Origin of the sequence: Brevibacillus fortis, from assembly GCF_003013395.1 — a bacterium.
Taxonomy (GTDB): Bacteria; Bacillota; Bacilli; order Brevibacillales; family Brevibacillaceae; genus Brevibacillus; species Brevibacillus fortis.
This window is the reverse complement of the sequence record NZ_PXZM01000039.1, coordinates 135,840-159,857: the sequence shown is the minus strand read 5'-3', so window position 1 is coordinate 159,857 and position 24,018 is coordinate 135,840. Positions and strand designations below refer to the sequence as shown.

Sequence of the window (24,018 nt, the reverse complement as noted above, 5' to 3'; positions counted from 1 at the left end):
GTCTTCGATTGTTTATTTTTTGGCTAAGTATTTGCGAATGTCAAAAGCAACGGCTGCCACAATGATGAGCCCTTTGATAATGAGCTGCCAATACGGGCTGACTCCGATAAACGTAAGACCGTAGTTGATGACGCCAAAAATCAGGACACCTGCAAGCACACCCGGAACGGTACCGATTCCCCCAGACGTCGAGACTCCGCCTACTACACAGGCTGCAATGGCGTCCAGCTCGTACATGTTGCCGTAGTTGTTCGTCGCGCCACCTGTTCGTGCTGCCTCCAGGACACCTCCAAGTCCATATAAGGCTCCGGCAATGGCATAAATAATCATGAGATTGAAGGCGACGTTGATCCCAGAAACAGTTGCGGCCTGCATGTTGCCTCCGATGGCGTACATGTTTTTACCAAGCCTGGTTTTGTTGAAGATCACCCAGACGATGAACGCAACCATAATCGCAATGATGACAATATACGGGATCGAATACGGGCCACTCGGGCCGATGTAACCTGTCCCAAGATGATTGAAGTCACTGCGCAGTCCAGCGATTGGCTGCGATTGATTGGGCTCCATATCAAAATAGATGGAGTTGAATCCGTACACAATGACCATCATACCCAGCGTGGCGATAAAAGGTGGCACACTGAAGCGGGACACAATGATGCCGTTGATCAGGCCAACCAGCAAACCCGCAGAGATTGCGATGAGAATAGGGATAAGCAAAGGCAAATCGGGCAAATCAGGGAAAAACCTCCGCGGATAGTCTTGGCTTTGCAGCATCGAGGCGGAGATGACAGCAGTCAACCCTACCACTCGCCCCGCGGAAAGATCGGTTCCGCCTGTAATCAGAACAAACGCAGCACCCAAGGCGATAATGGCCCGGGTTGAGGATTGCATCAAAATATCCCGAAGCGTTGTAATGGAAAGAAAATTTGGGTCGTAAATCGCAATTCCTGCGATCAACAAAACCAGAACGATATAAATGGCGTGTTGCGTAATAAAGCCTTGCACCTGTTTAAGAGACAACTGTGACATGCTTGTTCCCCTCCTTTCTCATGCAAGATGTTTGGTAGCCAACCGCATGATCTCTTCTTCGGTTGCCGCTGTACCTGACAAAAAACCTGAGAGCTTCCCTTCGCACATAACCATGATCCGATCTGACATTCCAAGCAACTCCGGCATTTCCGAGGAAATCATGATGATGCCTTTTCCTTGGCTCGCCAACTCCGCGATGATGGAATAGATTTCGTATTTGGCGCCGACATCGACTCCGCGCGTGGGTTCGTCCAGCAATAAAATATCCGGATCAGTCAAAAGCCACCGCGCCAGCAGAACCTTTTGCTGATTGCCTCCTGACAGGTTTTTGATCAAGGCTTTCATAGAGGGTGTCTTGACGCGCAGCATATCGATGCTTCGGCCGACATCCTCCCTTCGCTTGAGCTCATTAAGGAGTAGAAAAGGTGTTTGGTAACTCGCCAAATTCGCGATTACCGTATTTTCCAGAATCGATAAGACAGGAATGATGCCAGTGACTCGTCGCTCCTCCGTCAAGAGCGCCATTTTGTACTTCTTCGCATCCTTCGGTGATTTGATCCGTACCTCCTGACCGTTGATCGACACTTTCCCTTCTGACACCGCGCGCAGTCCAAACAATGCCTCAATCAGCTCTGTTCGTTGTGCACCAACGAGGCCCCCTACGCCCAAGATTTCGCCTTTGCGCAATTCAAACGACACGTGCTGAAAAGACTGGGAAAACGGGGAGCTCAGTCCTTCTACCTTCAAAATCGCATCCCCTGGCGTATTGGATCGACTCGGGAAACGCTGCGTCAGGTCCCGTCCGACCATTTTGGAGATGATCAAATCTGTCGTCAGCTCGGCAGCCCGCCATGTTCCAATGAGCTTGCCATCGCGCATGATCGTCACGTCATCCGCAATCCGTAAAATTTCTTCCATCTTGTGTGAAATATAGATGATGGCGACACCTCTGCTCTTCAGTTCGCGGATGATCGCAAATAGCTGCTCCACCTCGTTTCCCGTCAAAGAAGACGTCGGTTCGTCCATAATAATCACTTTGGATAGGTAGGAAACAGCTTTGGCAATTTCAAGCGACTGTACCTTGGATACAGACAAATCACGGACAATCGCATGCGGATTCAAGTCCATTCCCAGATCAGCAAACAGCTTCTTTGTGTCCGTAAGCATTTTTTTCTCATCCACAAACGGAAAAGGTCCGATTCTTTTGACCGGAAAACGTCCCAGCCATATGTTTTCCATGACATTGCGAAAGGGCACCGGATGCAGCTCTTGATGAATCATGGAGATGCCATGTGCCAGTGCGTCCTTTGAGCTGTTCATCGTCACCTGCTCATTGTTCAAGACGATTTCTCCCGCATCTGGCCTATATATTCCGAAGAGACATTTCATCAGGGTCGATTTGCCTGCTCCATTCTCTCCCATGAGTGCATGAACAGTTCCGGGACGGACTTTTAGCGTGACATCGTCGAGTGCTTTGACTCCTGGAAACTCTTTATGAATGTGGTTCATTTCCAACAAAAACGCTTGCTGGACCATGCGAATGCCCTCCTTTTTGCAAAATCATCCCATCACCGAAACAGGAGAGTCGGATTCGTCTCTTCACCGACTCTCCTGCTTTTCATTTCGCGTCGTTCATGTTCTCCTTGGTGATTTTTTTGTAGGGCACCCACACGTACTTGCCGTCCGTAATGTCAAAGCCTGTGGAATCCTTCGTTGGCGTTTCGCCCTTCGCCAATGACGAAGCGATACTAAGGGTGGCTTTGCCTTGGTTATTCGCATCGTTGAGGACCGTTCCGAGCAAGGTTCCCGCCTCCAGCTCCTTTAACGCAGGCGCTGTGGCATCTACACCAACAACAGGCATGTACTTGCCATTCGCAAAATAACCAGATGCCTTCAGTGCTTCGATTGCCCCCAGTGCCATATCGTCGTTGTTGGCAAGAACGGCTTCGATCTTGTCACCGGAAGCTGCGAGGAAGGCTGCCATCTTTTCCTGCCCTTTTACGCGATCCCACATGGCCGTATCTTCCGCTACCTTCTCTACTTTAATCCCTGCATCTTCAATCGCCTTCACCGAAAACTTCGTCCGCAGCTCAGCATCCTGATGCCCTGGCTCGCCTTTTAACATGACGTATTGCAGCACACCATCCTTATTTTTATCCGCTTCCGGATTGGCCTTCCAGTAATCGACGATCAGCTCCCCAGAAATCGTGCCGGATTCCTCTGCTTTTGCTCCCACGTAGTAGACCTTATCCCACTTCTGCATATCCTCTGGCATCGGCTCACGATTAAAGAAGACGAGGGGAATATTGGCTTGCTTCGCCTTGTCGATAAGGACGCCAGCAGCTGTGCGATCCACCGGATTGATGGCGAGAGCATTTACCTTTTTATTAATGAACAAATCCACTTTGTCATTTTGCGTAGGCTGGGCATTTTGGCTGTCTACTATGTCCACTTCCGCTTTACCCTCCGCGGCTTTCGAAATCGCATTGCGCACGCCCGTCATGAACGTATCATCGAACTTGTAGATGGCCACTCCGATTTTGGGGTTCCCCGCAGGAGCCGCCCCTCCCCCGGACGCTGTCGGCTGCGAACCGCCAGATTGTGAGCATCCAACCACCGAGAGTGTAACTGCGGCTACCAGTGTTGTGGCAATCAGCTTTTTCATTCGATAATCCCCCTTTATCCCCTATGTTTACATCTGATATATACCAAATGTAAGCGTTTTCCCAAATGTGTTCCATCGAAAATCCTGCGCATTTCTATCAAAATTCTCATCTGTTTTTCGGTGGCTTACTTTACAAAGGGGAAGAGGAGCTTTTGATTTTCCGACCAGAACATATTCTCCCGATCGATTACTTTTGTTCCAGTGTCGACCAGACTGGGAACGGCTCCTCCGTTGCTCGCTTCGACTGCGTATTTAACGCCGAGATATCCCATCGATAACGGCTTCTGGATAATCGTCGCGGATATAATCCCTTCCTGCAAATACGCCAGAACTTCCGACGGACTGTCGATTGCTACGATTTTGATTTTGACTTTGTCCCGCAATCCACTGTTTTCCATTTCCTCAGCCACCCCGATAGCTGTACTGGCATCGAGTGCAATCACTCCTTTCAACTGTGGATGCTTGCGGATCAGTTCGCGAGTCCACTCACCGATCTGCTTTTTATCCAAGGGAACATGTTCGTTGGCAATCAGCTCAACCTGCGTTTCCCGTGGGAGCAAATCGAGGACCCCCTGTTCTCTTCGTTTGGCATTTGCCTTTACCCGATCAGTACCGAGCAAAGCGATTTGTCCCTTTTTTTCGATCAGGTACACCATTTTTTCGAATGCCTTCATGCCCATATCGTAGTTATCCGTTCCAATGTAGCTGTTGACGGCTGAATCTTTTCCGACTGTGTCGAGTACAAAGAGAGGGATGGCCCGCTCCCTTGTCAGCTTGATGGCTTCTCGCAAAACTTGCTCGTCACTAGGTGCCATCACGATTGTCTCGGAGCCATCCGCAATTGCCTGCTGCACCAGCTCCATTTGCCTGCGGGAGTCCTCCTCATAGTCCGGCGCGTAAAAATTCAGGTTTCGCTCATATTCCTTGGCAGCCATCTCCGCCCCGAGCTTGACCGTTCGCCAATAATCGCCGTGCTTCATACGGACGATCAGCGCCACTGTTTTTTTCTTGGCTACTTTCACATCCGCAAGCGGAGCACTACACGAGTAAAAAAGCGTCACCGCTACCAACATGAACAGTCCGTATACGCTCATCCGTTTTACCGCTGCCATCCTCATAAACGCTCTCGCTCCTCTGCAATTTGGCGCGGAATCCATATACGCACCACGGTCCCCTCCTCCTGTTCACTCTCGATTTCCAAACCGTACTGTTCACCGAAGGTCAAGCGGATGCGCTCTTGCACGTTTTGAATCCCAACGCCCGAGCCTTCTTTGCTTTTGTAGCAACCGGCTTTGACTCGTTCGAGTACGTCTGGCGGCATACCCAGGCCATTGTCGCTTACCTGCAATAACATCTTACCGTCGATAAGCGCTGCAAATATGCGAATCCGGCCCGGATCAGCCAGATGCTCAATCCCGTGGTAGATGGCGTTTTCCACAATCGGTTGGAGCAACAACTTCAGCGTCAAACAGTCGAGCACCCCATCCTCGGCCACGATCTCGTACTCAAATTTTTGCTTGTACCTCATTTTTTGAATAATAAGATAATTAAGGACGTGCTCCAGCTCTTCCTGCACCGTGATGATGTTCTTGCCTCTGCTCAGACTAATCCGAAACAGCTTTGACAACGAAGTAATCGTGGTGATGACATCCTCGTTTTTTCCGATGCCGACCATTCTGACCACAGAATTCAACGTGTTGTACAGAAAATGCGGATGGATCTGTGCCTGTAGCACCTCCAGTTCGCTTTTTCGTTTGGCTTCCTGTTCCCGAATAATCTGATGCATCAATTCCCTGACCTTCGCGACCATCAGTTGAAAACGCAAGGAAAGCTGTTCGACCTCATGGCTTCCCCGGATCGGTTCACTCTCTGAAAAGTCTCCCTGCTCCACTTTTTCCATGGATCGCTCCAGTAGCTTGATTGGTCGTGATATTTTTGCAGAGAGATAGTGCAGCACGAACAACACAATAACAATCACAATGATGAGCAGCCAAATAATGAAGCCACTGATTTCTTTTTTGGTCGTCACGATCTCGTCCATATAGGAAACCCCAATTATTTTCCAGCCTAGCTGATCGATCGTCTTGATGGTAATCAAACGCGCTTCGTCCTGTGTCTCCTCTACATAGCTGCCATAGGAATGCTTCAGCGGCAAAGAACGGTTTTCATTTTTCAATCCGGCGTAAATCAACTGCTGCTGCGGATGGTAGACGATGTTCCCGACCAAATCGATGATGTAGACATACCCCTTTTTCCCCAAGCCCACTCTCTGGCACAAGTCATCGATCTCCTTGAAATTCACATCGACTAAAAGTACAGCCGGAATTTCTCCGTCTGGTCCATGGAGGAGAATTTCACGACTCATCGAGACAACCCAGGTGTACTCCCCTTTAAACAAGTTCTGGATATGCGGGAGCGAAAAGGACAGGTTCGTTGGGTCCTCGATCGCCTTTTGGAACCAGCTCTGCTCGGTCAAACGAGTGTTTCTCCTCAGTACCTTGGTAGGCGTTGTAGACAATAACGTTCCGTCTCGTGTAAAAACGGCGATGGAGACGATGTCCTTTCTCGTTTCTACGATTGTCTCAAGCTGTTCGCTCAGCTTGTCTGCCGTGAGCCCCTTGCTTCTTCTGATCTTGTCATCGACGAGTTCAAATATTTGTGTCATCCCATTCAAATAGCTGTCCAGATTGTATTTCACCTGCTCCAGGATTTGCTGCGTGTGCAGGTAGGCGTTTTGCTCTGCCGTCTGCGCAAATTTTCCGTACAGCATCACTCCGACAAACAGCATGACGAGTACCGTCACGAGTGTAAAGGAAGTGGTAATGATAAATTGAATGCCTTTGACCTTAATCACCGCGAGCAATCGTTTCATGGTTAGCCTTCCTGCTCGCTCTGACTTCGGTACTCTTTGGCGGATATCCCAGCATACTTGCGAAAACTGAAGCTAAAGTAATTGGGGTCGGTATATCCTACTTTCTCCGCGATTTCAAACGTTTTCAAATCCGTCGTCCGCAAAAGCTCTTTGGCCTTTTCCATGCGTAATGATAAGAGATAGGACACAAAGGTGGTTTTCGTCTCTTTCTTGAAGATACTGCTAAAATAACCAAGGCTGATGTGCAGATGATCGCACACCCTGTGAATGGATATGTCGGGAGAATGATAATGCGCGTGGGTGTAGTCCAGTGCCTGGGTGATCAATCGCCTGTACGTCGTTTGTCTTCCACTAGCGATACTTGCCATGATGCGCTCACAAATATCTGTGATCTGTTCTCGAGCATCCTCCGTACTGGAAAAAGTCGTCATGACCTGCAACAAATAGCGTTGCCCGCCAAAAAGTTGATCCATGTCAACCTCGGCACGATGGGCAGCCTTTAAAATGGTCGTCATAATTTCCAGCAAATAAATTCGGTAGTCCTCAATGGATACGGGTACACCCGCCACTTGATCAAACAATTCATCGATAACGGTCCGAAGCTCGGGACTCGTCCCCATTTTTATGCATCGAATCAATTCATGCTCTCTTCTCTCATCGAGGCGTATTTGCTCACTCGCTTGCTTTTCCACGTCGTTGATCACAATCACACGATTGCAGCCCTGGATGCTTTTGTAATCGAGTGCCTGCATGGCGTCCCCATACGAGTAAGGGAGTGCCGCTACATCCGTAACGACGTTACCGATTCCGATTGTTACAGTGATGCTCATATATTTTTCAATCGTCCGCCTGATTTCTTCTGCGATATTTTGTGTTCGCACTTCGATTCGCTGCGTGTCGTCTGCTTTGGTTCGTATAAGCAGCACGACCTGATCTTCATGGAGAAACACGATCCCCGCCTGTTTGCCTGCATTCAGTTGTTCTTCTGCGACATTTTTCACAGCAAAAAGAAACAGCTGCTGCTCCTCCTGCTTGGGCTGGTCTATACAGATTGCCGCCACGAGATATTCGGGACTCCTGAGCTCTACCCCGTATTCGCAGGCTTTAGAAAAAACATCGTACTGAACGAGCTGACGACTCAACAAAGATGATAAAAAAACTTCCCGCAAAACCGGCAAGCTTTTTCGATAGCTATCGCGCAGAAGCTGAACGTTTTCCCGATGAGCCGCCTCTTCGTCCATACGTCGCTTGACCTTGTCCAGCGCTTCCATCAGCTCACTCGCAGAAAACGGCTTGAGCACATATTCATCAATTTGCAGCTTCACGGCCTTTTGCGCGTACTCGAACTCATCAAATCCCGTCAGGATAATGATGCGAATGGCAGGGTACTCGCGCCCGATAGACTCCGCCAGCTGAAGTCCGTTCATAAAGGGCATCTTGATGTCAGTTACGACAACGTCCGGTCGCAGCCTCTCTACCAACTCCAGTGCCTCTCTGCCGTTTTCTGCTTTGGCAACCACCTCGTATCCGTGGCTATGCCAGTCAATTTCTTGGCTAACCCCTTCTCTTACATCTTCTTCGTCATCTACCAATATCAGCTTATACATAGGCACCTCCCGCTGTTGTACATGTACAACGGGAGGCAAATATTTTCCTGCCAGTAGAATGGTATGACGCTACCACGTCTTATCCAGATCATCTGCATAGAACAGAATCGCTTTTTGATAGGCCAAAATCGTAGGATCGCTTGAGGTTTCTGCGAGGTTTTTCAGGAGGAGAGTCATGGCTTCGTGATGCTTCCCGAGGTTGTAATACGCCATGGAAAGAAAAATCGGAAAGGATCGGTCCTCGGGGAACTGTTGCATTCCCTTCGCGAGCGTATTTGCTGCCTGCTCGTATTGTCCCAGCGTGCGATATGTACTGCCAAGACCCAGTAATGCCCCTTGCAGGTCGTCTTTGACAGACAATCCAAGCTCAATCGCTTTCTCGTAAAAGGGAACGGCTTCCTTCTCCAATCCGGCTGCGTCGTGGCACCAAGCACATTGATAATGGGCGACAGGATCCGTCGGGGATTGGCTGACGAGCTGAAGGGCAAGCTGGATCGCTTCGTCCAGATGCCCTTCTTTTCGCAGATGAATGATTTTTTGGATCATCGGGTTCATGTGAGCACTTCCTTTGCCTGTGTATCTATCTCTTCCTCCTAGCGTAACAGCGTAACTTGGCTAGGTGAAGACGCAAATTATGTGCCCTGCAAGGATTTTGCCCGCTCTCTTTCGCTTCTCCTTTGCCGGTAGGCCCTCATCCACGACCAGCCTAAAATAAGAAACGGAACCAGAACCAACAGAATCAATAGGATGCCGTCCCAAAACTCCCATGAGTGAAGTGGAGCGTTTTTCATATCGTCCGCGATGATCCAGATAAAATCGACTGCCATGCGCAGCTGGTACTGGACAAAGAACCAGATACCCCATACCGATCCGATTAAATAGACCCAGCTGTACCAACGGATGACTCTTTTCTCATGGTCGGCTACGTATTCCCATTCCTCCTGCTCATCCTGCCTCAAGGAACGGAATTTCCCTTTTAGAAACAGGCGTGTATTCACCATCAAATTGGAGCAGTGGAACTTGGTTGCCAACACGTAATACAAGTCCGTCTGCATGAAAACCATGAACTGGAAGGCCAAGGCCATGAGCAGGATCACATTCAGCATACGAATGAATGCTTCCATGAAGGGCACAAGCGTCAGCCAGCCTTGATCATTGGCAAACAACAGAATGACACCTATTCCCCAAAACATCGCATCCCAGGACATCCCCGCCAAAAACGCCCTGTATCTGCGCTGTGGCTCAACGAGAACGATATTGGACATATTCGTCTCTGCTACAGCAAAAACAAGTCGATGCCCCAGACCAATACGACTGCCGATTCCCAATGATCGGGCCGCCATTAAGTGGGCCATCTCATGGAAAAATAGAAAAACCCAAGTAGCTACGAAAGAAACCACAACCGAAACCGTCACGGAAGAAGAAACAAAAATATCGGAATAGACCGGGATATACTTGCCTGTAAACACACAAATCAAAAGACCTGTGAAAAATAAGAGACCGTATAATCCAAAGGCAACACGATTAAAGAAAAACTGACCCGTGCCCTGCTTGATCCAAGAGAAATGATCCTCAACTGGAACTGGCTCGTTGACAACTTCTCCATCTACCATGTACACAAATTGATAGGAACCAATTAAATCCTGTGCAAAGTCAAGCACATCCACCGGTTCGCCCAACCGTTCTTCCATGATCGTCGCGACTTCATTGATGCTCTTCCCTTCATCCAGCATATCGATGATCTCGACACCAATGGCCGGAAGCACGATGAAATTGCTGATATCCGTTCGTCCAATGAGGATCTCTTCCTCGTTTTCAGCCCGACGCGCAAGCGGGTGCATCTTGAGAATGCTATCACCCGAGATATTCACTTGACAGACACCTTCCTCTCTTCCAGGAACGACTCCTCACTACGCGAGCACTTCTTTTCTCTTAATATGAAAAACCGGCTCCGTTCCGCTGCCCCTTCCACAAGTCGGGCATTCGGCTTCATTTCGCTCCCATTCAAAAAAAACGCTCTTCTCCAACGTGTTGAAGTCGAAAATGATAAATTTGCCCGCCGATTGTACCGGAGCGATTCCTGTCAAATACCTGATAGCATCGGAAGCCATCATTCCCGTAATCATCATGGTGTTGGGTGCGATGGTGGCGGTAGGCAGAGTAAAGTTGGTATCAAGCAGCCTTTGAATCATCTGCGCATAGTCCTCGATCTGACTGGAACGATGCAAATGCATGCAATCGATACAACCTGTCTTGCCCGGATCTACCATGAAGAATTGTCCTTCGATCAGATTGAATCCCCCAGCGATGAACGGAATTTGCTGCTTGGTGCAGGCGAGATTTACCCATCTCTGCAAAAAGAAAAAGGGCTGATCGGCTGCGAGCATCACGAGGTCACTGCCGGCAATAACCCGCTCCACGTCTTCGCTGGACTTGATTTGCAGCGTCTCCGTTTCAATCAACACCTCAGAATGAAGCCTTCCTATGAAATCACGTGCCGCTTCCACCTTCAAGCGCCCAATATCTTTTTCATTAAAGACCATTTGCCTGTTCAAATTGCTGAGCTCGACTCTATCAAAATCCACGAGCTTGATATGCTGAATGCCCGCTCCTACCAGATTGACCAGCAGCGTTGAGCCAAAAGCACCCATGCCAAGAATCGTCACTTTTTTTCTGCTTATTTGTTCTTGCAGCTCGCTCGGACTTTGATTGAGATCGGTAAACAAGGAGAAGTAGCGGATATTCGCTTTATACCTTTCTTTTTGTTCAAAAGTCAGGTCAGAAGCATCTTCCTTCGCCTGGTCCATGAGAAAGCCCAAGCCACTTAATGATTCTACTGCTTCCACTATTTCTTCATACGAAATTTCAGGGTAATCAACTAGCAATAATGTATGTATTTCTCCGACAGTGCGGGTACCATCCATTAGTTTGATCATTTTGCGTATAGACCGATTCTCGTCTTCCAATTCGAAGGTATAGCCAGGAGCTTCGCCCATGCGGATGATCTGCTCACTCACTTCATAAACAGGATGCACTGGTTTAAACAAAGGACGACGTTCCATACCAAACACCTCTCCATATTGGGTTCTCTAACCCGGCGCATTTTGGATGAAAAAAGGGAATAGCTCGTGTGCTATTCCCCCTCTTCTTAAGAGAATTAAGCTGCTACTGCAGTAGTGCGAACGCTTTCAACTTTTTTCGCTTGGATTTTCATGGGTGGTGCCTCCTCTCTATGATCAATGATTAAGACAAGTTCATTATATTTCATGAATTTACAGAAATCTACAAATATTAGCAAAAAATTATATATTCTGGTAATATTCGACTATTTATTTCGTATGCAATAGTAATTTCCTTCCATTTTCTATGAATATTCTTAGAAATCCTTCTTTCAGGGAAATGTTTTTTATTCTTTTTTGGAAAATGCCCCTTAATTTGGGACGCTTTCATTTCGGGATCAACAATGAAAAACCACCTTTCCTAATGAAACTGTAACAGCTCATGGGAAAGGTGGTTTTTTTAGATTTCGGTTCCTTTTACAGCCTTCACGGTAGCGAGTGCAGCAGCGAGGTCATCATAAATAACATTCCCTACGACTACGGTATCTGCAATCGCAGCCATTTCTGCTGCTTGCTCCGAGTTACAAATCCCGCCGCCATAAAAGAGATGTGCTTCGCCCGCGCCTGCTTTAGCAGCCTTCACGATTGCTGGATCGCCATATGTACCGCTGTACTCCATGTAGACAATCGGCAAACGACAAATGTTCGTCGCTACCTGTGCGTACGCCTTGGCCTGCGAGGCATCCGCAATCGGACGTGCTTTCGTCAGCTGTGCTACGCCCGCGTCAGGATTGGCGATGATATATCCCTCTGTAATAATCTCATCCCAATGAATATAAGCGCCAAACGCTTGCAGCCCCGATACATGCGGAGCAAAAATCCAGTCAGGATCGCCAGCGTTCAATACGAGCGGGATCAAGTACGAATCAAATCCCGGCACAACTGCATCCAGCGAGGAAATCTCCAGGACGGCCGGTACCGCGTAACGACGCAATCGGGACATCAATTCGAGCGTATTGTCATAGGTCACACCGTACGTGCCGCCAACAATAATCGCATCTGTTCCGGACTCGCAAATCGCTTCCAAGGCCTCGTCATCGATTGTTTTATCCGGGTCTAGTTTAAAAGTATGGCGCCAGCCACGATAGTCAATCAACGTTGCCTGCCTCCTAGCTATTTTCCGATCCGCTCAAGCGCCATCTGGTATCCGTCATTTCCATAGTTCAAACAGCGTTTGACGCGGGAAATGGTTGCCGTACTTGCCCCGGTTTCTGCTTCAATCTGATTGTAAGTAAAGCCTTTGCGGAGCATTCTCGCCACTTCCAGGCGCTGTGCGAGCGACTGCATTTCATTCACCGTGCACAGATCGTCAAAAAATTGATAGCATTCTTCCATCGTTTCCAGGGAAAGAACAGCTTCAAACAACTGTTCGAGCCCTTTTCCTTTTAATTTTTCCAATTGCATATCTGTCACCTCTGTTATATAGTCCGTTTTTCGAACGGTTTCTCACTGTACAATTTTTAAGCACTAAAGCTTCAACAATTATCTTAGAAGAAACCGCCTTCATCCGCAAGCCCTAATCCTTACTGGAACTTGAGCGACTTCGACAGACCCGGTGAGTTCGGCAATATCGCCACCCATGTATTTCCTGGCAAAAGTGGGGCTTCTTGCGTCAAAGCCGCGTCCTCATAGGCACGGATGACACCATTGCTACGCTTCCATTTGACCTTGCGCGCTTTTCCATGCTGGAATAAATAACCGTCCCCAGGACCGATTACATCTACCGATAGACGCCCTTCTTTATCCAGCACGCGGTGCTTGGCAGAGATGACCAACAGATTGGTCGTGGTTAACTGCTTTTTGTCGCTCAAGTCCAAATGCGGCTTGCCTGCCGTGAAGCGCATGTATTTCTTTTGCTCGGAATCATATGTAAAAGCAGCTTTGTTCAATGAGTGGAAAGTCAGATCTACCTGAGTAGCAGGCTCGCCTTCCTTAATCTCAGCATCCTCCGGCAGGAACGTAAAGTGGGGCACTTCTGCCGATTGACGCATCCCTTTATCCTGCATCGCTTTTTCCAAGAGCTCTGGCTTTGTGTACAGGTTATGCGGCATCTTCCGGAATTTTTCTCGCCAAAAGTATTGACCGTTCGGGATTTCATCCAGATGACTGAGGTCTTTTCGCGCCAAGGTTTCTAGTGCATCCGGACTACCGCCAGCATGAACGAGGACCGCATCAAAGCCGTTACCGATCTGGATAAAATAAGGGCGTATACTACGGACAGGCCCAATTACTTCCGGTTTTTGACTTTGGAATATCGCTAGAAAGCGGGTCATTTCCCCTTCTGACAATACCTCATAAATCATGTCCGCCTTGTTGACGCCTGTTTGTGGACGGGCGGGCGGAGCATTGTTGATCATCACCATAATCGGGCGTTTGCTCCCCAGGTTTTCGTGACTGCCAAGTCCTGTCATTGGTGCCTTATACGCATACTCGATAGGCTGATTCGTTTCTGGCGGCGTTTGCACAATCGGGTCAGGTATCTGCGGACTAGGTTGGGTGTCCACCGGCTTTTGAGCGCAAGCCGTCGTTACGAGCATGAAGGCTAGTACCATGAGAGACGATTTGACTGTTCGTTTCATATGAATCGCTCCTTTCCATCTCTCGTTGTCGTTTATTCCCTGTTTCTTTTTCCAGAAGGATACAGGGGAATCCTGCTTCCACATGTTTTCCACGATTCTCATACGCCCGTGCCACACATCTTGTTTTTGGCTATGCTACAATAACGGTATAAAACAGATGCAAAGCGAGGCCAAAATCTATGAATACCCCCTACCTCGTCTATCTGGTGGACGATGAAACGAACCTGTTGGAGTTGCTGCAATCGTATTTGCAAAGTGCTGGATTGCAGGTGAAAGCGTTTTCTAATGGCAAGGACGTATTGCCGTTACTTGATGAAGACACACAGCCACATTTGTGGATATTGGACATCATGATGCCCGACATCGACGGCTATGAGCTCTTGCGTCTTATCCGCGAAAAGTCGAATGTCCCGATCATCTTCATCTCCGCTCGCGATCAGGATGTCGATAAAATCATCGGACTGGAGCTGGGCAGCGACGACTACTTGGCGAAGCCTTTTCTCCCTCGCGAACTGGTCATCCGTGCGAAAAAGCTGCTACAGCGCACTTATGAGAAGCCCGGTGCCACTGCTTCCTCTACCCAAACTTTCCAAGATTGGGTAACGGTTGATCCTTATATGATCTCAGAAAAAGGCAGACAAGTAAAAGAAGGCGACGATCTCATTGATTTAACCACAAAAGAATTCGAGCTCATTGTCTACCTTTTGCACAATCAGGGCCTGGCCTTAAACCGCGAGCAGATTCTGACCTCCATCTGGGGGGAAGACTACATTGGCTCAGATCGGGCTGTCGATGACTTGGTGAAGCGCATCCGCAAAAAAATGCCCAAGTTTCCATTGGAGACGGTCTATGGCTTCGGCTACCGAATGACGCGTATATGAGCAAATTCCGGCTGAAAAACCTGCCGATTTCCAGGCAAATCCTCATTTTGTTCATGATCCTGACAAGCGTGCTCGGGGTTGGCCTTGGCATCGGGTATCCACTGGCTGTCAAACAGTATCTGGTATCCAACACTTACTCTCTCTTGGAAGAAGAGTTTTACACATTATCTGAGCATATCTCCTTCAATGAGCATAACGAGCTGCTGCCTGTCCCGGCTGCGGCCCCTTACTTTTTACAGCTCTTGCTCCAACGCTATGAGTACTCATTTGATATGATCGTCTATGCCGAAAACGGACGAGAGCTGGGCAGCCGAAGCAATGGCCGCATTCCGTACGAGGATGCCAAGGAATTGTTCCGACAAGCCGCCTCGTATCCAAGCAACAAGCTCCAGCATGGTTCGCTGGACCGTGGAGCCGAGAGCTATTTGTTCGTCAGCAAAAAAATGGATTACCACGGCTTCCCATACTACATGGTGCTCTTCTCCAAGGAACAGGAGCTCAATCAGATCAACTCGATTTTGACACGTCAGTTTTTGTTCGTGTTTGGTCTGCTGTTGATCGTAAGCTGGTTGTTGGCCGTGTGGTTTAGCGGGTATTTGAGCAGACCGCTACGCACACTTGAAGAGCTGTGCAAAAAGATCGCTCGTCGTCAGTTCGATATCCCGCTTGCGATGGATCGCGGCGATGAGATCGGACAGCTCGCCCGCTCATTCGATATGATGAAAAACCAACTGAAGGAATACGACGAGTCGCAGCAACATTTTGTCCAAAATATTTCCCATGAGCTCAAAACACCGATCATGGCGATTCAAGGATACACGCAAGGACTCATAGAAGGCGTCTTCCAAGGGCCTCAAGCTGAAAAAGGGCTTTCCATCATCATGGAGGAGAGCAAGCGCCTCGAAAAGGTCGTCGGACAGCTCTTGTATATCACGAAGATCGAGTCTGTCTCCCAAATGATGCAAGTCGACCGCGTCGACCTGTCAGAAATGATGCACCTGTTGAAGCAGCGACTCTCCGTGCTCAACCCGCAAATCGAGTGGGAATTAAATCTGGCAGCCGACTTGATCGTGGAGGGAGACGGCGAGCAATTGAGCACTGCTTTCGTCAATATCATGGAGAATCAACTGCGCTACGCCAAAAGCCGACTTACCATCACAGGAAGACATGCGGGAAAAAGCGTCATTGTCGCGATCTCTAATGATGGGCCACCCATTGAGGAGGCACTGCTGCCGAATTTGTTCCAGCGTTTCCGCAAAGGAAAGTCGGGCAAGCATGGGCTTGGACTCGCTATTGCCCGTGCCGTCTTGGAAGCACATAAAGGGACGATCGATGCCCGCAACGATCCAGATGGACCTTGCTTTACGATGATTGTACCTGTTGAGTTTAAAGGTCGATTGAACTGATAGGAGAGGACACTTGTCCTCTCTTTTTCTATTCTAAAGGAGAAATTCAATAAACGCGTAGGAAGATACCGTGACAAATCCGAGCTTCTCATACACGTGTATCGCCATGGGATTATCTGCAAAGACAACCAAATAGACATTCGCAGACTTCTCCAGTCCAATCCGGGAAATATCTGAGCTGATTTGCGTACCCAGCCCTTTTTGCCGATGATGAACAGATGTGCCAATGTTCCCGATTTCTACGTAGGCTTCATCATAGACGTGAAAGCCTGCTACGGCCATTGGCTCGCCACCTTCAGAAAAGAGCGCGATGTGTGGCATTTCTGCTATTTCCTCCGCCCGAAAACTAATCATGCCGAGCTCTGCCGCCATTTTCTCCACGATCTGTGCTTCGGATAATTCCAGTATTCGTGATTGTCCCACAGGCAAAAGCCGCTCCGGATCTATTAGTTTCATCAAATGCATGGTACGTGTAGCGAGTATATTCGGAATTTGTACGCGATTTGTGCTAGGCTCCGCTAGTGCAATCACGCCCTTTTGTCCATCTGGTAAGCTGCCATCTAGCACTTCTTTCATATACGAGAGCATCGGCTCCATCTCGTAATTTCCCTCGCCCGCTACCACATGAAGAGAAAACGCGTGAAACGGCATCCCCTTCAAGTAAGACCCGATGGCCCTCAACTCTCCTTGGACGCTATCCGTTACGACGACGCTCCTGTCCGTTCGCAAGTACATATTTCCGTACAAAATGTACGAATCTTCTAACGAAATTTGTTCCAAAAGCTGGCGTTGTTCATGACCTGTTCGCAATTTTAGCAAAGAATTCACTCCTTCTATCGATTCCCTATTGACGTTGTCGTGCTTCGCGGTTAACATGGTAAAAATTTCTCTAAAAAAGAGGCAGTTCTAAAAATCGAGACCAACTAGGAGGAGCGAATCGTGGCTTATTATTACACAGAACCATCTCGGACGTTTAATGAGTTTTTGTTGTTGCCAAATCTCACCACAAAAGAATCCACACCAAACAATGTGGACTTATCCACTCCGATTACCAAGTATAAAAAAGGTGAAAAGCCTGCCATCACACTAAACATACCGTTCTCATCCGCAGTCATGCAAGCAGTTTCCGACCATCATATGGCGGTCGCATTGGCTAGATGTGGCGGTATTTCGTTTATTTTTGGCTCCCAGTCCATCGAGAGCCAAGCAACCATGGTTCGCAAAGCAAAAGGCTACAAGGCTGGATTCGTCGTTAGCCGCACCAACCTGACACCAAGCCATACGCTGAAGGATATTTTGGAATTGAAAGAAGCGACAGGTCACTCCACCGTTGCCATTACCGAAGATGGTACGGCAAAAGGCAAGCTGCTCGGAATCGTAACGGGTCGTGATTATCGTATCAGCCGCGACTCTCAGGACAAACTCGTCAGCGACATCATGACACCATTCTCGAAGCTGATCTATGGCAAATCCGGCATTTCGCTCTCCGAAGCCAACGACCTGATCTGGGAGCACAAGCTCAACTGCTTGCCAATTGTAGATGATAATCAAAATCTCGACTTCCTCGTTTTCCGCAAGGACTACGATTCTCGCAAAAACAATCCGCTGTCCCTCTTGGACGCGAACAAGAGCTATATTGTAGGTGCCGGTATCAATACAAAGGACTACAAAGAGCGCGTCCCGGCATTGGTGGAAGCAGGCGTTGATATTCTCGTCATCGACTCCTCCGACGGCTTCAGCGAATGGCAGCGCGAGACGGTTCAATATGTAAAAGAAAACTTCAATGTTCCCATCGGTGCAGGCAATGTCGTCGATAAGGAAGGCTTCCGCTACCTCGTGGAATCGGGCGCCGATTTCGTCAAGGTAGGGATTGGCGGCGGCTCCATCTGCATTACCCGCGAACAAAAAGGAATTGGGCGCGGTCAAGCCTCTTCCCTCATTGAAGTGGCAGCTGCCCGCGATGAGTACTTCAAGGAAACAGGCATTTACGTTCCGCTCTGCTCCGACGGTGGAATCGTACATGACTACCACGTGACTCTTGCTTTGGCTATGGGCGCAGACTTTGTCATGCTGGGACGTTACTTCGCTCGCTTCGACGAAAGCCCGACCAAAAAAGTGAAGATCGGCAACAACTTCGTGAAAGAGTACTGGGGAGAAGGTTCCAACCGCGCTCGCAACTGGCAACGCTATGACACTGGCGGCAAAAGCAGTCTTGTCTTTGAAGAAGGCGTAGACTCCTACGTACCATACGCGGGAAGCCTGCGCGAGAACATAGACCGTACCTTGAGTAAAATCAAATCGACCATGTGCAATTGCGGGTCGCTCTCCATCTCAGAGCTTCAGCAAAAAGCGCGAATCACCGTCATCTCCGCCACTAGCCTGGTAGAAGGCGGCGCACATGACGTTATCTTGAAAGAAAGCAGCATGGCTGCCGAGTAAGACAATTGATTCGTGAGTAAGCAAGAAACAGTCTGCAATGTTCTAGCAGACTGTTTCTTTTATTTATAGGAAGTGTCACATCGTTCCCTGTTCAGACCGTTTTTCATAACGCTTTTTCAGATCCCCCACAATCAGCAAGAGAATGGGCAAAAACAAACCGTACGTCAACGAATACGGCATCCAAATGTCCGAAACGAACGAGTCAAAATAAGGGCGGTTAGGCATCGTCGCCAATGCCACCACGATCATGATCATCCCCAATGGAAGTGTCAAATGGCGGTAATCCCGTAGCCCCAGTGTATATGCGATTCCCAAGTTGGTCGCATAATAGCAAATGGTAATTTTGACAAAGAGCGTGATAAACCAGATAACGGCCATCAACACTTCTATTCGCTCAAAAAAATTGCCGATACTGATTTTTTGCGCAAGTGTGTAGCTTGGATAGGCGAGCAGTACGGTAAAATCGGCACCCAAGACCAAGATTGCCACAGCAGTAATGATCGTCAGGAAGAAATTAGCCAAAAGGTTGCCCAAGATATAAGCTTTGGCCGCACGCGCTGGCCGTTTTACCAAGGGAAACATCACGATCAGAATGACCGATTCCAGCAAATAACCCAGGTATCGGAAATTCCCCCCGAATACAGGAGCGATTCCATGCGCAAGCACGGGCTTCACATTTTCTATTTTGATCTGAGGGGAGATAAACGCAATCAGGATAGTAAACAGCAACAGAAAATACGGAAACAACAGCTCGCTCACCCGAGAAAAGGCTTCTGCTCCACTGCGGACCCCCATCACGATAATCACCATAAAAAGGACAAGAATAATTTCAATGGGGGTCTCCTGCATAATCTGCGTCGTGACAAAATCGCCAATCTCCATCAGCATGAGCGAAGCGTCGATGAAAAAATAGCTGATGAACAACACAGCCACCGCTTTCCCCAGCCACTTCCCCAATATATCCTCACTGTACTGAAAGATCGACTTGTTCGGATACCGCATGCTCAGCGAAACATATAGATAGGTTAAAAGAAAGCCTTCCCCCCACCCTATGAGGGCGGAGATCCAGGCATCTTGCTTGGCAGCGATAGCAGTAAGTGATGGTACGTACAATATCGCATCACCAATCCCAAAAAGCGCCGCGAGTATCATGAATTGCCTTGCGCTAATATGACCGTTGTCTATCAATTCCTCTCGCTCCCCCGCCTCGCTGCTGGCTACTGCTTCATTCCACAGTTCCCAAAATGAAGTCGCTGAATGGTTTATAGACAAATGTGATCCAGTCCAACGGGTTCGGAATATTCGCCTCAAGCGATTCGGCTATGCTAAGTCCCGTCCCCACTACAAGCAAAATGAAGAAAACCAGCATTTCCTTGTTCATCGCGTTCCTTCTCAAATAAGGCACCTCAAAGAGGGCAATGAGTAGGCTGATCATCAAAATCATTATGATGGTCCACATGGTGTGCCACGCACCTACTTTTTCGAAGCATTACCTTTACCATTTCCATGGATGGAAAAAGTTATGCCCTACTCCTTTTTCATGAAAGGAATAAACGAATTGCCCACTTTTCCTGTCCGCCTGAGCTTCACGTCTGTTTTGATTTTCACTTTCACGTTGGAGAACTGAGAATCCCAATCCTCTTTTACCTTTTCCCACCCTTTGGGGTCATTTTGGTAGATCGACTGCCCAAATCCGAAAACATCCGCTCGGTATTGCTTTTGCGCTTTATGGATGGCGCTTAAAATTTTCTCTCTGATCTGCTTTTCTACGTCAGCCTCCAATTTGTACATGGTTTGGGGATCGGACAAATCTTTTTTGCATGCTACCTCGCCTACATTGCCTTCTGCGGAAATGCTCACTTCCACTTGTGGTTTGCCTTTTTCTACCTTGCCGCTGACAGTTGTTTTGTTTCGGATGATCTCAATGACAATTTTATTGTTTTTATCACAAGGAATTTCTTCAACTGTACTGTCCACCCTGTCTGTGATGTAGCTGAATCCGATGCTTTCCTCTTCGTTAAACCACCCTCGCAGCTTGTCTTCTTTGAAGACACCGATTTCATGGTACCTCAACAGCGCTGACTGGCTCTCTTTTTGGGAATTCACACTGGAAGTCCCCGTATGTACCCTCCCTTTTAGCGTAATACCTACCAACACTGGCTCAATTCCTTCTCCTAACAAATCCGCTATATATTCATCTAATTGGACGGAGACAATCGATCCCCAGGCACTCTCTGCCGTTTCCAAGCTTTTATAGAGCTTCGTCGCCGGAATTTTTTCCAATGGGTCGATCATGCTGAGGATTTGCAGTGCTGTTGCATCCTTGGCAAGAATGACATAAAAATCGGGCCGAACCTCATGATCGCGAAATAACAAATCCAGCACTTCCTTTGTCCCTTCTCTCGCTATCTGCTCTCCCAAAATCAGCACCTGGATATGGGAAAAGTACAGCCGTCTCGGCGTCCCGGTTGTCATTTTTCGGATTCCCTCAAAAATGCTTGCTGCCCGTATGCTGTAAGTGGCAACAGGTGATTGGCTCATCCCCCCGCTCTCCTTTAACGCTACCCCTCCCGGATTGACGATTTGGGCGGAAATCACATACTCTTTGTCTATCTTGTCAATACCCATACCCATGACGATCGCCAAATCATTCAATTCTCTGCGGTTCCAGCAGCCTGTCAATAAAACGAGAAAAGCCAGAGCCAGGGCCAGGAGGAACACACCTTTTCGTTTCATGCCGTCTCCACCTCGGCTTCGATTTATCCTCACATCAGCACGATACTTGCGCTATATTTTACTTTGTCGTTCCCTGGCGCTGTTTTTCTGTCGCAAAAAATGAGGACGCGTATGCATCATCCAAATCGGCAGACGAAGCAGCGTATCCTTTTGGTCCGCCAAATTCATTGGGGCAAGCGGTGCCATATAGGGGACACCAAACGAACGTAGGGTGCACAGGTGAATGCACAAAGCAATCATCCCCACAAATACGCCGATCAGACCAAAGCTGGCGGCGAGTGCAATCAACCCGAACCGCAATAGCCGAATCGGAATGGACATGGAAAAGGAAGGGAAGACAAAGCTGGTGATCGCTGTAATCGAAACGACGATAACGGTAGCAGGTGAAACAAGCCCTGCCTGTACGGCTGCTTCACCCAACACGAGTGCTCCCACGATGGAAATCGCTGATCCCACCGCCCTCGGCATACGTACCCCTGCCTCTCGCAGCATTTCAAAGGTAAATTCCATCAACAGCGCCTCCACTGCTGCCGGGAATGGCACACCTTCACGCTGGGCTGCAATGCTCATGATCAGGTTAGTCTGCAGCATTTCCTGATGAAAGGTCGTAACGGCAACATAAAGGGATGGCGCGAGCAAAGCAATAAAGAAAGAAATGAGACGCAAAATACGCAGAATCCCAAAATCCGCACGCATGTAGTAGTCCTCGGAGGACTGAAAGAATTGGACAAAGACAGCTGGTACCAACAAGACAATCGGTGTACCGTCCACCAGAATGGCGACGCGCCCTTCCAACAGCCCGGCTGCCACCGAGTCGGGGCGCTCTGTATTGTAAACGGTCGGAAACGGCGTGAATGTATGATCCTGAATCATTTCTTCGATGTTTCCGCTCTCCAAAATACCGTCGATCGTGATTTGCCCCAAGCGTTCTCGGACTTCTGTCACTACGCTTTCCTGCACGACTCCTTTTATATACATCACAGCGACTTTGGTCTGTGTCATGTCCCCGATCTGCATGGTTTCCAACCAAAGATTGCGATTATTGATCCGCCGACGCACCAAAGCCGTATTGGTTCGGAGGTTTTCCGAAAACGCTTCTCTGGAACCGCGGACCACCGTTTGCACGGAAGTCTCCTGAACACCACGATCTTCCCACTGCTTCGTATTCGCAATAAAGCCGTACGAATACCCATCTACCAAAATAACGGTATCCCCCGTCAATATCGCATCGAACAAATGGTCAAAATCGTATACCTCTTCCACTCCACCGATCGTGAGCAAGAAGTCCTTCATCAGCATCAATGGATCGGCTTCTGTGGGGAAGTCCTTTTTCCTGGCATGAAGCATGAGAGACTCCATGAAGCCACTAATCATATTTTTGTCGACCAGACCCTCGGTGTACAAAATCCCCACCTGCATCTGATCGACAGCTTCTAAACGCACTTGGCGTGTCACAAGATCCGTGCTGTTGCCCAGCTCTCGCTTCACCTTCTCCAGATTTTCGTCCAACGAGAAAAGAAATGGCGTAGCTTGTTTTCCTTGGATCATTTTGAATCACTCTTTTTCCAGTTCGGGATATGTTTACTATCCCTCATGGCTCTGAGGTCTATGCTGAACACAAAAAAGCCCCCTTAATAGGAGGCTTTGGGACTGGCTGTATGAATCGACAACTGTCATCATTGTTACGGCAAACGATAAACAGCAAATGGTTCCCCGTTTCGGTACGCGTCACTCAAGCGGTCCAGCTCTGCCAAGGTCGCTTCATCCAGCTCCACGGATGCACTCTGCAAATTATCCGTAAGCTGCTCGACACTGGTCGCGCCCACGATCACCGAAGAGACAGCTGGCTTGTGCATGAGCCAAGCCAAGGACAGCACACTGGAGGATACACCAATACCCGCTGCTACCTGACTGATTTTACGTCCAAACTCCAGCTTGTCTTCGCTCAGCAACCGGACGAAACGCGGCTCCTTGTCCGCCCGCGAACCAGCCGGGGCCTGTTCTGCGGAGGTGTATTTGCCTGTTAAAATTCCACCAGCAAGCGGGAAGTACGGAATGATTCCCACCCCCTGGTCAAGACAAAGCGGTACGAGTTCACGCTCGGGTGTCCGATCTGCCAGTGAATAGCTCACCTGCGTCGATACGTAACGATTCAGCCCTTCCCGCTGACTGATGCCAATCGCCTTCATCAATTCCCAAGCCGCATAGTTGGAAGCCCCGATGTAACGCACCTTCCCGGATCGAACCATATCGTCAAGTGCCCGGAGTGTTTCTTCCAAAGGTGTCTCTGGATCAAACGTATGAATCTGATACAAGTCCACATAATCCGTGCGCAAACGCTTCAAGCTGTTCTCCAGCTCCAGCATTAGGTGGTAGCGCGATGAGCCTCTCTGATTCGGTCCTTCGCCTTTTACCAAACCAGCTTTGGTCGCCAAAACGACCTCGTGCCGCTTCCCTGTAAGCGCCAGCCCGATGATTCGCTCCGATTCTGTTTGCGTATAAATATTCGCCGTATCAATAAAGGTAATTCCGTTTTCGATTGCGGTATGAATGATGTTTACAGACGTTTGCTCATCCGCACGCCCTCCGAATGAGTTCGTGCCTAATCCCAATGCCGATACCTTCAATCCACTGCCACCGAGTCGGTAGTATTTCATATTGTGATCGACCTCTTTTCATAAT

The 24,018-nt window shown here is 48.7% G+C and carries 21 protein-coding genes; 3 read left to right on the top strand and 18 right to left on the bottom strand.

Going from position 1 to position 24,018, the window contains the following annotated elements; genetic code table 11:
• Nucleotides 1-12: 12 nt before the first annotated feature.
• From mglC to C7R93_RS23520, 12 genes are all read right to left on the bottom strand, one after another.
• A complete protein-coding gene (gene mglC / locus C7R93_RS23575; RefSeq protein WP_106841100.1) occupies nucleotides 13-1,032 on the bottom strand; it encodes a galactose/methyl galactoside ABC transporter permease MglC in 1,020 nt (339 codons plus the stop codon).
• A gap of 18 nt (nucleotides 1,033-1,050) precedes the next feature.
• Nucleotides 1,051-2,568, bottom strand: a complete 1,518-nt coding sequence (locus C7R93_RS23570; protein WP_106841099.1) for a sugar ABC transporter ATP-binding protein — start codon at nucleotides 2,566-2,568, stop codon at nucleotides 1,051-1,053.
• Nucleotides 2,569-2,650: 82 nt separating this feature from the next.
• Nucleotides 2,651-3,697, bottom strand: a complete 1,047-nt coding sequence (locus C7R93_RS23565; protein ID WP_106841098.1) for a galactose ABC transporter substrate-binding protein — start codon at nucleotides 3,695-3,697, stop codon at nucleotides 2,651-2,653.
• Nucleotides 3,698-3,822: 125 nt separating this feature from the next.
• Nucleotides 3,823-4,815 carry a substrate-binding domain-containing protein gene (locus C7R93_RS23560; RefSeq protein ID WP_106841097.1) on the bottom strand — a complete coding sequence of 331 codons (993 nt, stop codon included), beginning with the start codon at nucleotides 4,813-4,815 and terminating at the stop codon, nucleotides 3,823-3,825.
• Nucleotides 4,812-6,569, bottom strand: a complete 1,758-nt coding sequence (locus C7R93_RS23555) for a histidine kinase (RefSeq protein WP_106841096.1) — start codon at nucleotides 6,567-6,569, stop codon at nucleotides 4,812-4,814. Before C7R93_RS23555 ends, C7R93_RS23560 begins: the two co-directional genes overlap by 4 nt.
• A gap of 2 nt (nucleotides 6,570-6,571) precedes the next feature.
• Complete coding sequence (locus C7R93_RS23550) at nucleotides 6,572-8,176, bottom strand: response regulator (RefSeq protein WP_106841095.1); 1,605 nt, start codon at nucleotides 8,174-8,176, stop codon at nucleotides 6,572-6,574.
• Between the two features lie 69 nt (nucleotides 8,177-8,245).
• A complete protein-coding gene (locus C7R93_RS23545; protein ID WP_106841094.1) occupies nucleotides 8,246-8,731 on the bottom strand; it encodes a tetratricopeptide repeat protein in 486 nt (161 codons plus the stop codon).
• 77 nt (nucleotides 8,732-8,808) lie between these two features.
• Nucleotides 8,809-10,047 carry a hypothetical protein gene (locus C7R93_RS23540; protein WP_106841093.1) on the bottom strand — a complete coding sequence of 413 codons (1,239 nt, stop codon included), beginning with the start codon at nucleotides 10,045-10,047 and terminating at the stop codon, nucleotides 8,809-8,811.
• A 39-nt stretch (nucleotides 10,048-10,086) separates the two neighbouring features.
• Complete coding sequence (locus tag C7R93_RS23535; protein WP_106841092.1) at nucleotides 10,087-11,238, bottom strand: HesA/MoeB/ThiF family protein; 1,152 nt, start codon at nucleotides 11,236-11,238, stop codon at nucleotides 10,087-10,089.
• A 457-nt stretch (nucleotides 11,239-11,695) separates the two neighbouring features.
• Nucleotides 11,696-12,391, bottom strand: coding sequence for a heptaprenylglyceryl phosphate synthase (gene pcrB / locus C7R93_RS23530; protein ID WP_106841091.1), 696 nt, complete (start codon nucleotides 12,389-12,391; stop codon nucleotides 11,696-11,698).
• Nucleotides 12,392-12,408: 17 nt separating this feature from the next.
• Nucleotides 12,409-12,699, bottom strand: coding sequence for a YerC/YecD family TrpR-related protein (locus C7R93_RS23525; RefSeq protein WP_007717484.1), 291 nt, complete (start codon nucleotides 12,697-12,699; stop codon nucleotides 12,409-12,411).
• Between the two features lie 119 nt (nucleotides 12,700-12,818).
• The gene (locus C7R93_RS23520) at nucleotides 12,819-13,874 is read right to left on the bottom strand and encodes a DUF3048 domain-containing protein (RefSeq protein ID WP_106841108.1); all 1,056 of its coding nucleotides are present in this window, start codon (nucleotides 13,872-13,874) and stop codon (nucleotides 12,819-12,821) included.
• A 179-nt stretch (nucleotides 13,875-14,053) separates the two neighbouring features.
• On the opposite strand from C7R93_RS23520, the gene C7R93_RS23515 reads away from it, so the two are divergent.
• Together C7R93_RS23515 and C7R93_RS23510 are read left to right on the top strand one after the other, a co-directional pair.
• On the top strand, nucleotides 14,054-14,755 hold the full coding sequence (locus tag C7R93_RS23515) for a response regulator transcription factor (protein WP_106841090.1): 702 nt from the start codon (nucleotides 14,054-14,056) through the stop codon (nucleotides 14,753-14,755).
• Entirely contained in the window at nucleotides 14,752-16,161 is a 1,410-nt protein-coding gene (locus C7R93_RS23510) for a sensor histidine kinase (RefSeq protein ID WP_106841089.1), read from the top strand. The genes C7R93_RS23515 and C7R93_RS23510 overlap by 4 nt, the downstream gene beginning before the upstream one ends.
• Before the next feature lie 33 nt (nucleotides 16,162-16,194).
• Here C7R93_RS23510 and C7R93_RS23505 read toward each other — a convergent pair whose 3' ends face one another.
• Nucleotides 16,195-16,989, bottom strand: a complete 795-nt coding sequence (locus C7R93_RS23505; RefSeq protein WP_244191645.1) for a GNAT family N-acetyltransferase — start codon at nucleotides 16,987-16,989, stop codon at nucleotides 16,195-16,197.
• A 111-nt stretch (nucleotides 16,990-17,100) separates the two neighbouring features.
• Between C7R93_RS23505 and C7R93_RS23500 the strand changes: the two genes are divergently transcribed.
• Nucleotides 17,101-18,600: an IMP dehydrogenase gene (locus tag C7R93_RS23500; protein WP_106841088.1), complete on the top strand. Its 1,500-nt coding sequence runs from the start codon at nucleotides 17,101-17,103 to the stop codon at nucleotides 18,598-18,600.
• A 75-nt stretch (nucleotides 18,601-18,675) separates the two neighbouring features.
• Here the strand turns inward: C7R93_RS23500 and C7R93_RS23495 are convergent, their stop codons facing one another.
• The 5 genes from C7R93_RS23495 to C7R93_RS23475 all read right to left on the bottom strand — a co-directional run bounded on the left by C7R93_RS23495 (nucleotide 18,676) and on the right by C7R93_RS23475 (nucleotide 23,993).
• Entirely contained in the window at nucleotides 18,676-19,788 is a 1,113-nt protein-coding gene (locus tag C7R93_RS23495) for a GerAB/ArcD/ProY family transporter (protein WP_106841087.1), read from the bottom strand.
• Between the two features lie 37 nt (nucleotides 19,789-19,825).
• Nucleotides 19,826-20,059: a hypothetical protein gene (locus C7R93_RS23490; RefSeq protein WP_106841086.1), complete on the bottom strand. Its 234-nt coding sequence runs from the start codon at nucleotides 20,057-20,059 to the stop codon at nucleotides 19,826-19,828.
• Between the two features lie 68 nt (nucleotides 20,060-20,127).
• On the bottom strand, nucleotides 20,128-21,336 hold the full coding sequence (locus C7R93_RS23485; RefSeq protein ID WP_106841085.1) for a Ger(x)C family spore germination protein: 1,209 nt from the start codon (nucleotides 21,334-21,336) through the stop codon (nucleotides 20,128-20,130).
• Between the two features lie 51 nt (nucleotides 21,337-21,387).
• Nucleotides 21,388-22,884 (bottom strand): spore germination protein, encoded by a 1,497-nt coding sequence (locus C7R93_RS23480; protein ID WP_106841084.1) that lies wholly within the window; start codon nucleotides 22,882-22,884, stop codon nucleotides 21,388-21,390.
• 134 nt (nucleotides 22,885-23,018) lie between these two features.
• A complete protein-coding gene (locus C7R93_RS23475) occupies nucleotides 23,019-23,993 on the bottom strand; it encodes an aldo/keto reductase (protein ID WP_106841083.1) in 975 nt (324 codons plus the stop codon).
• Nucleotides 23,994-24,018: the final 25 nt, after the last annotated feature.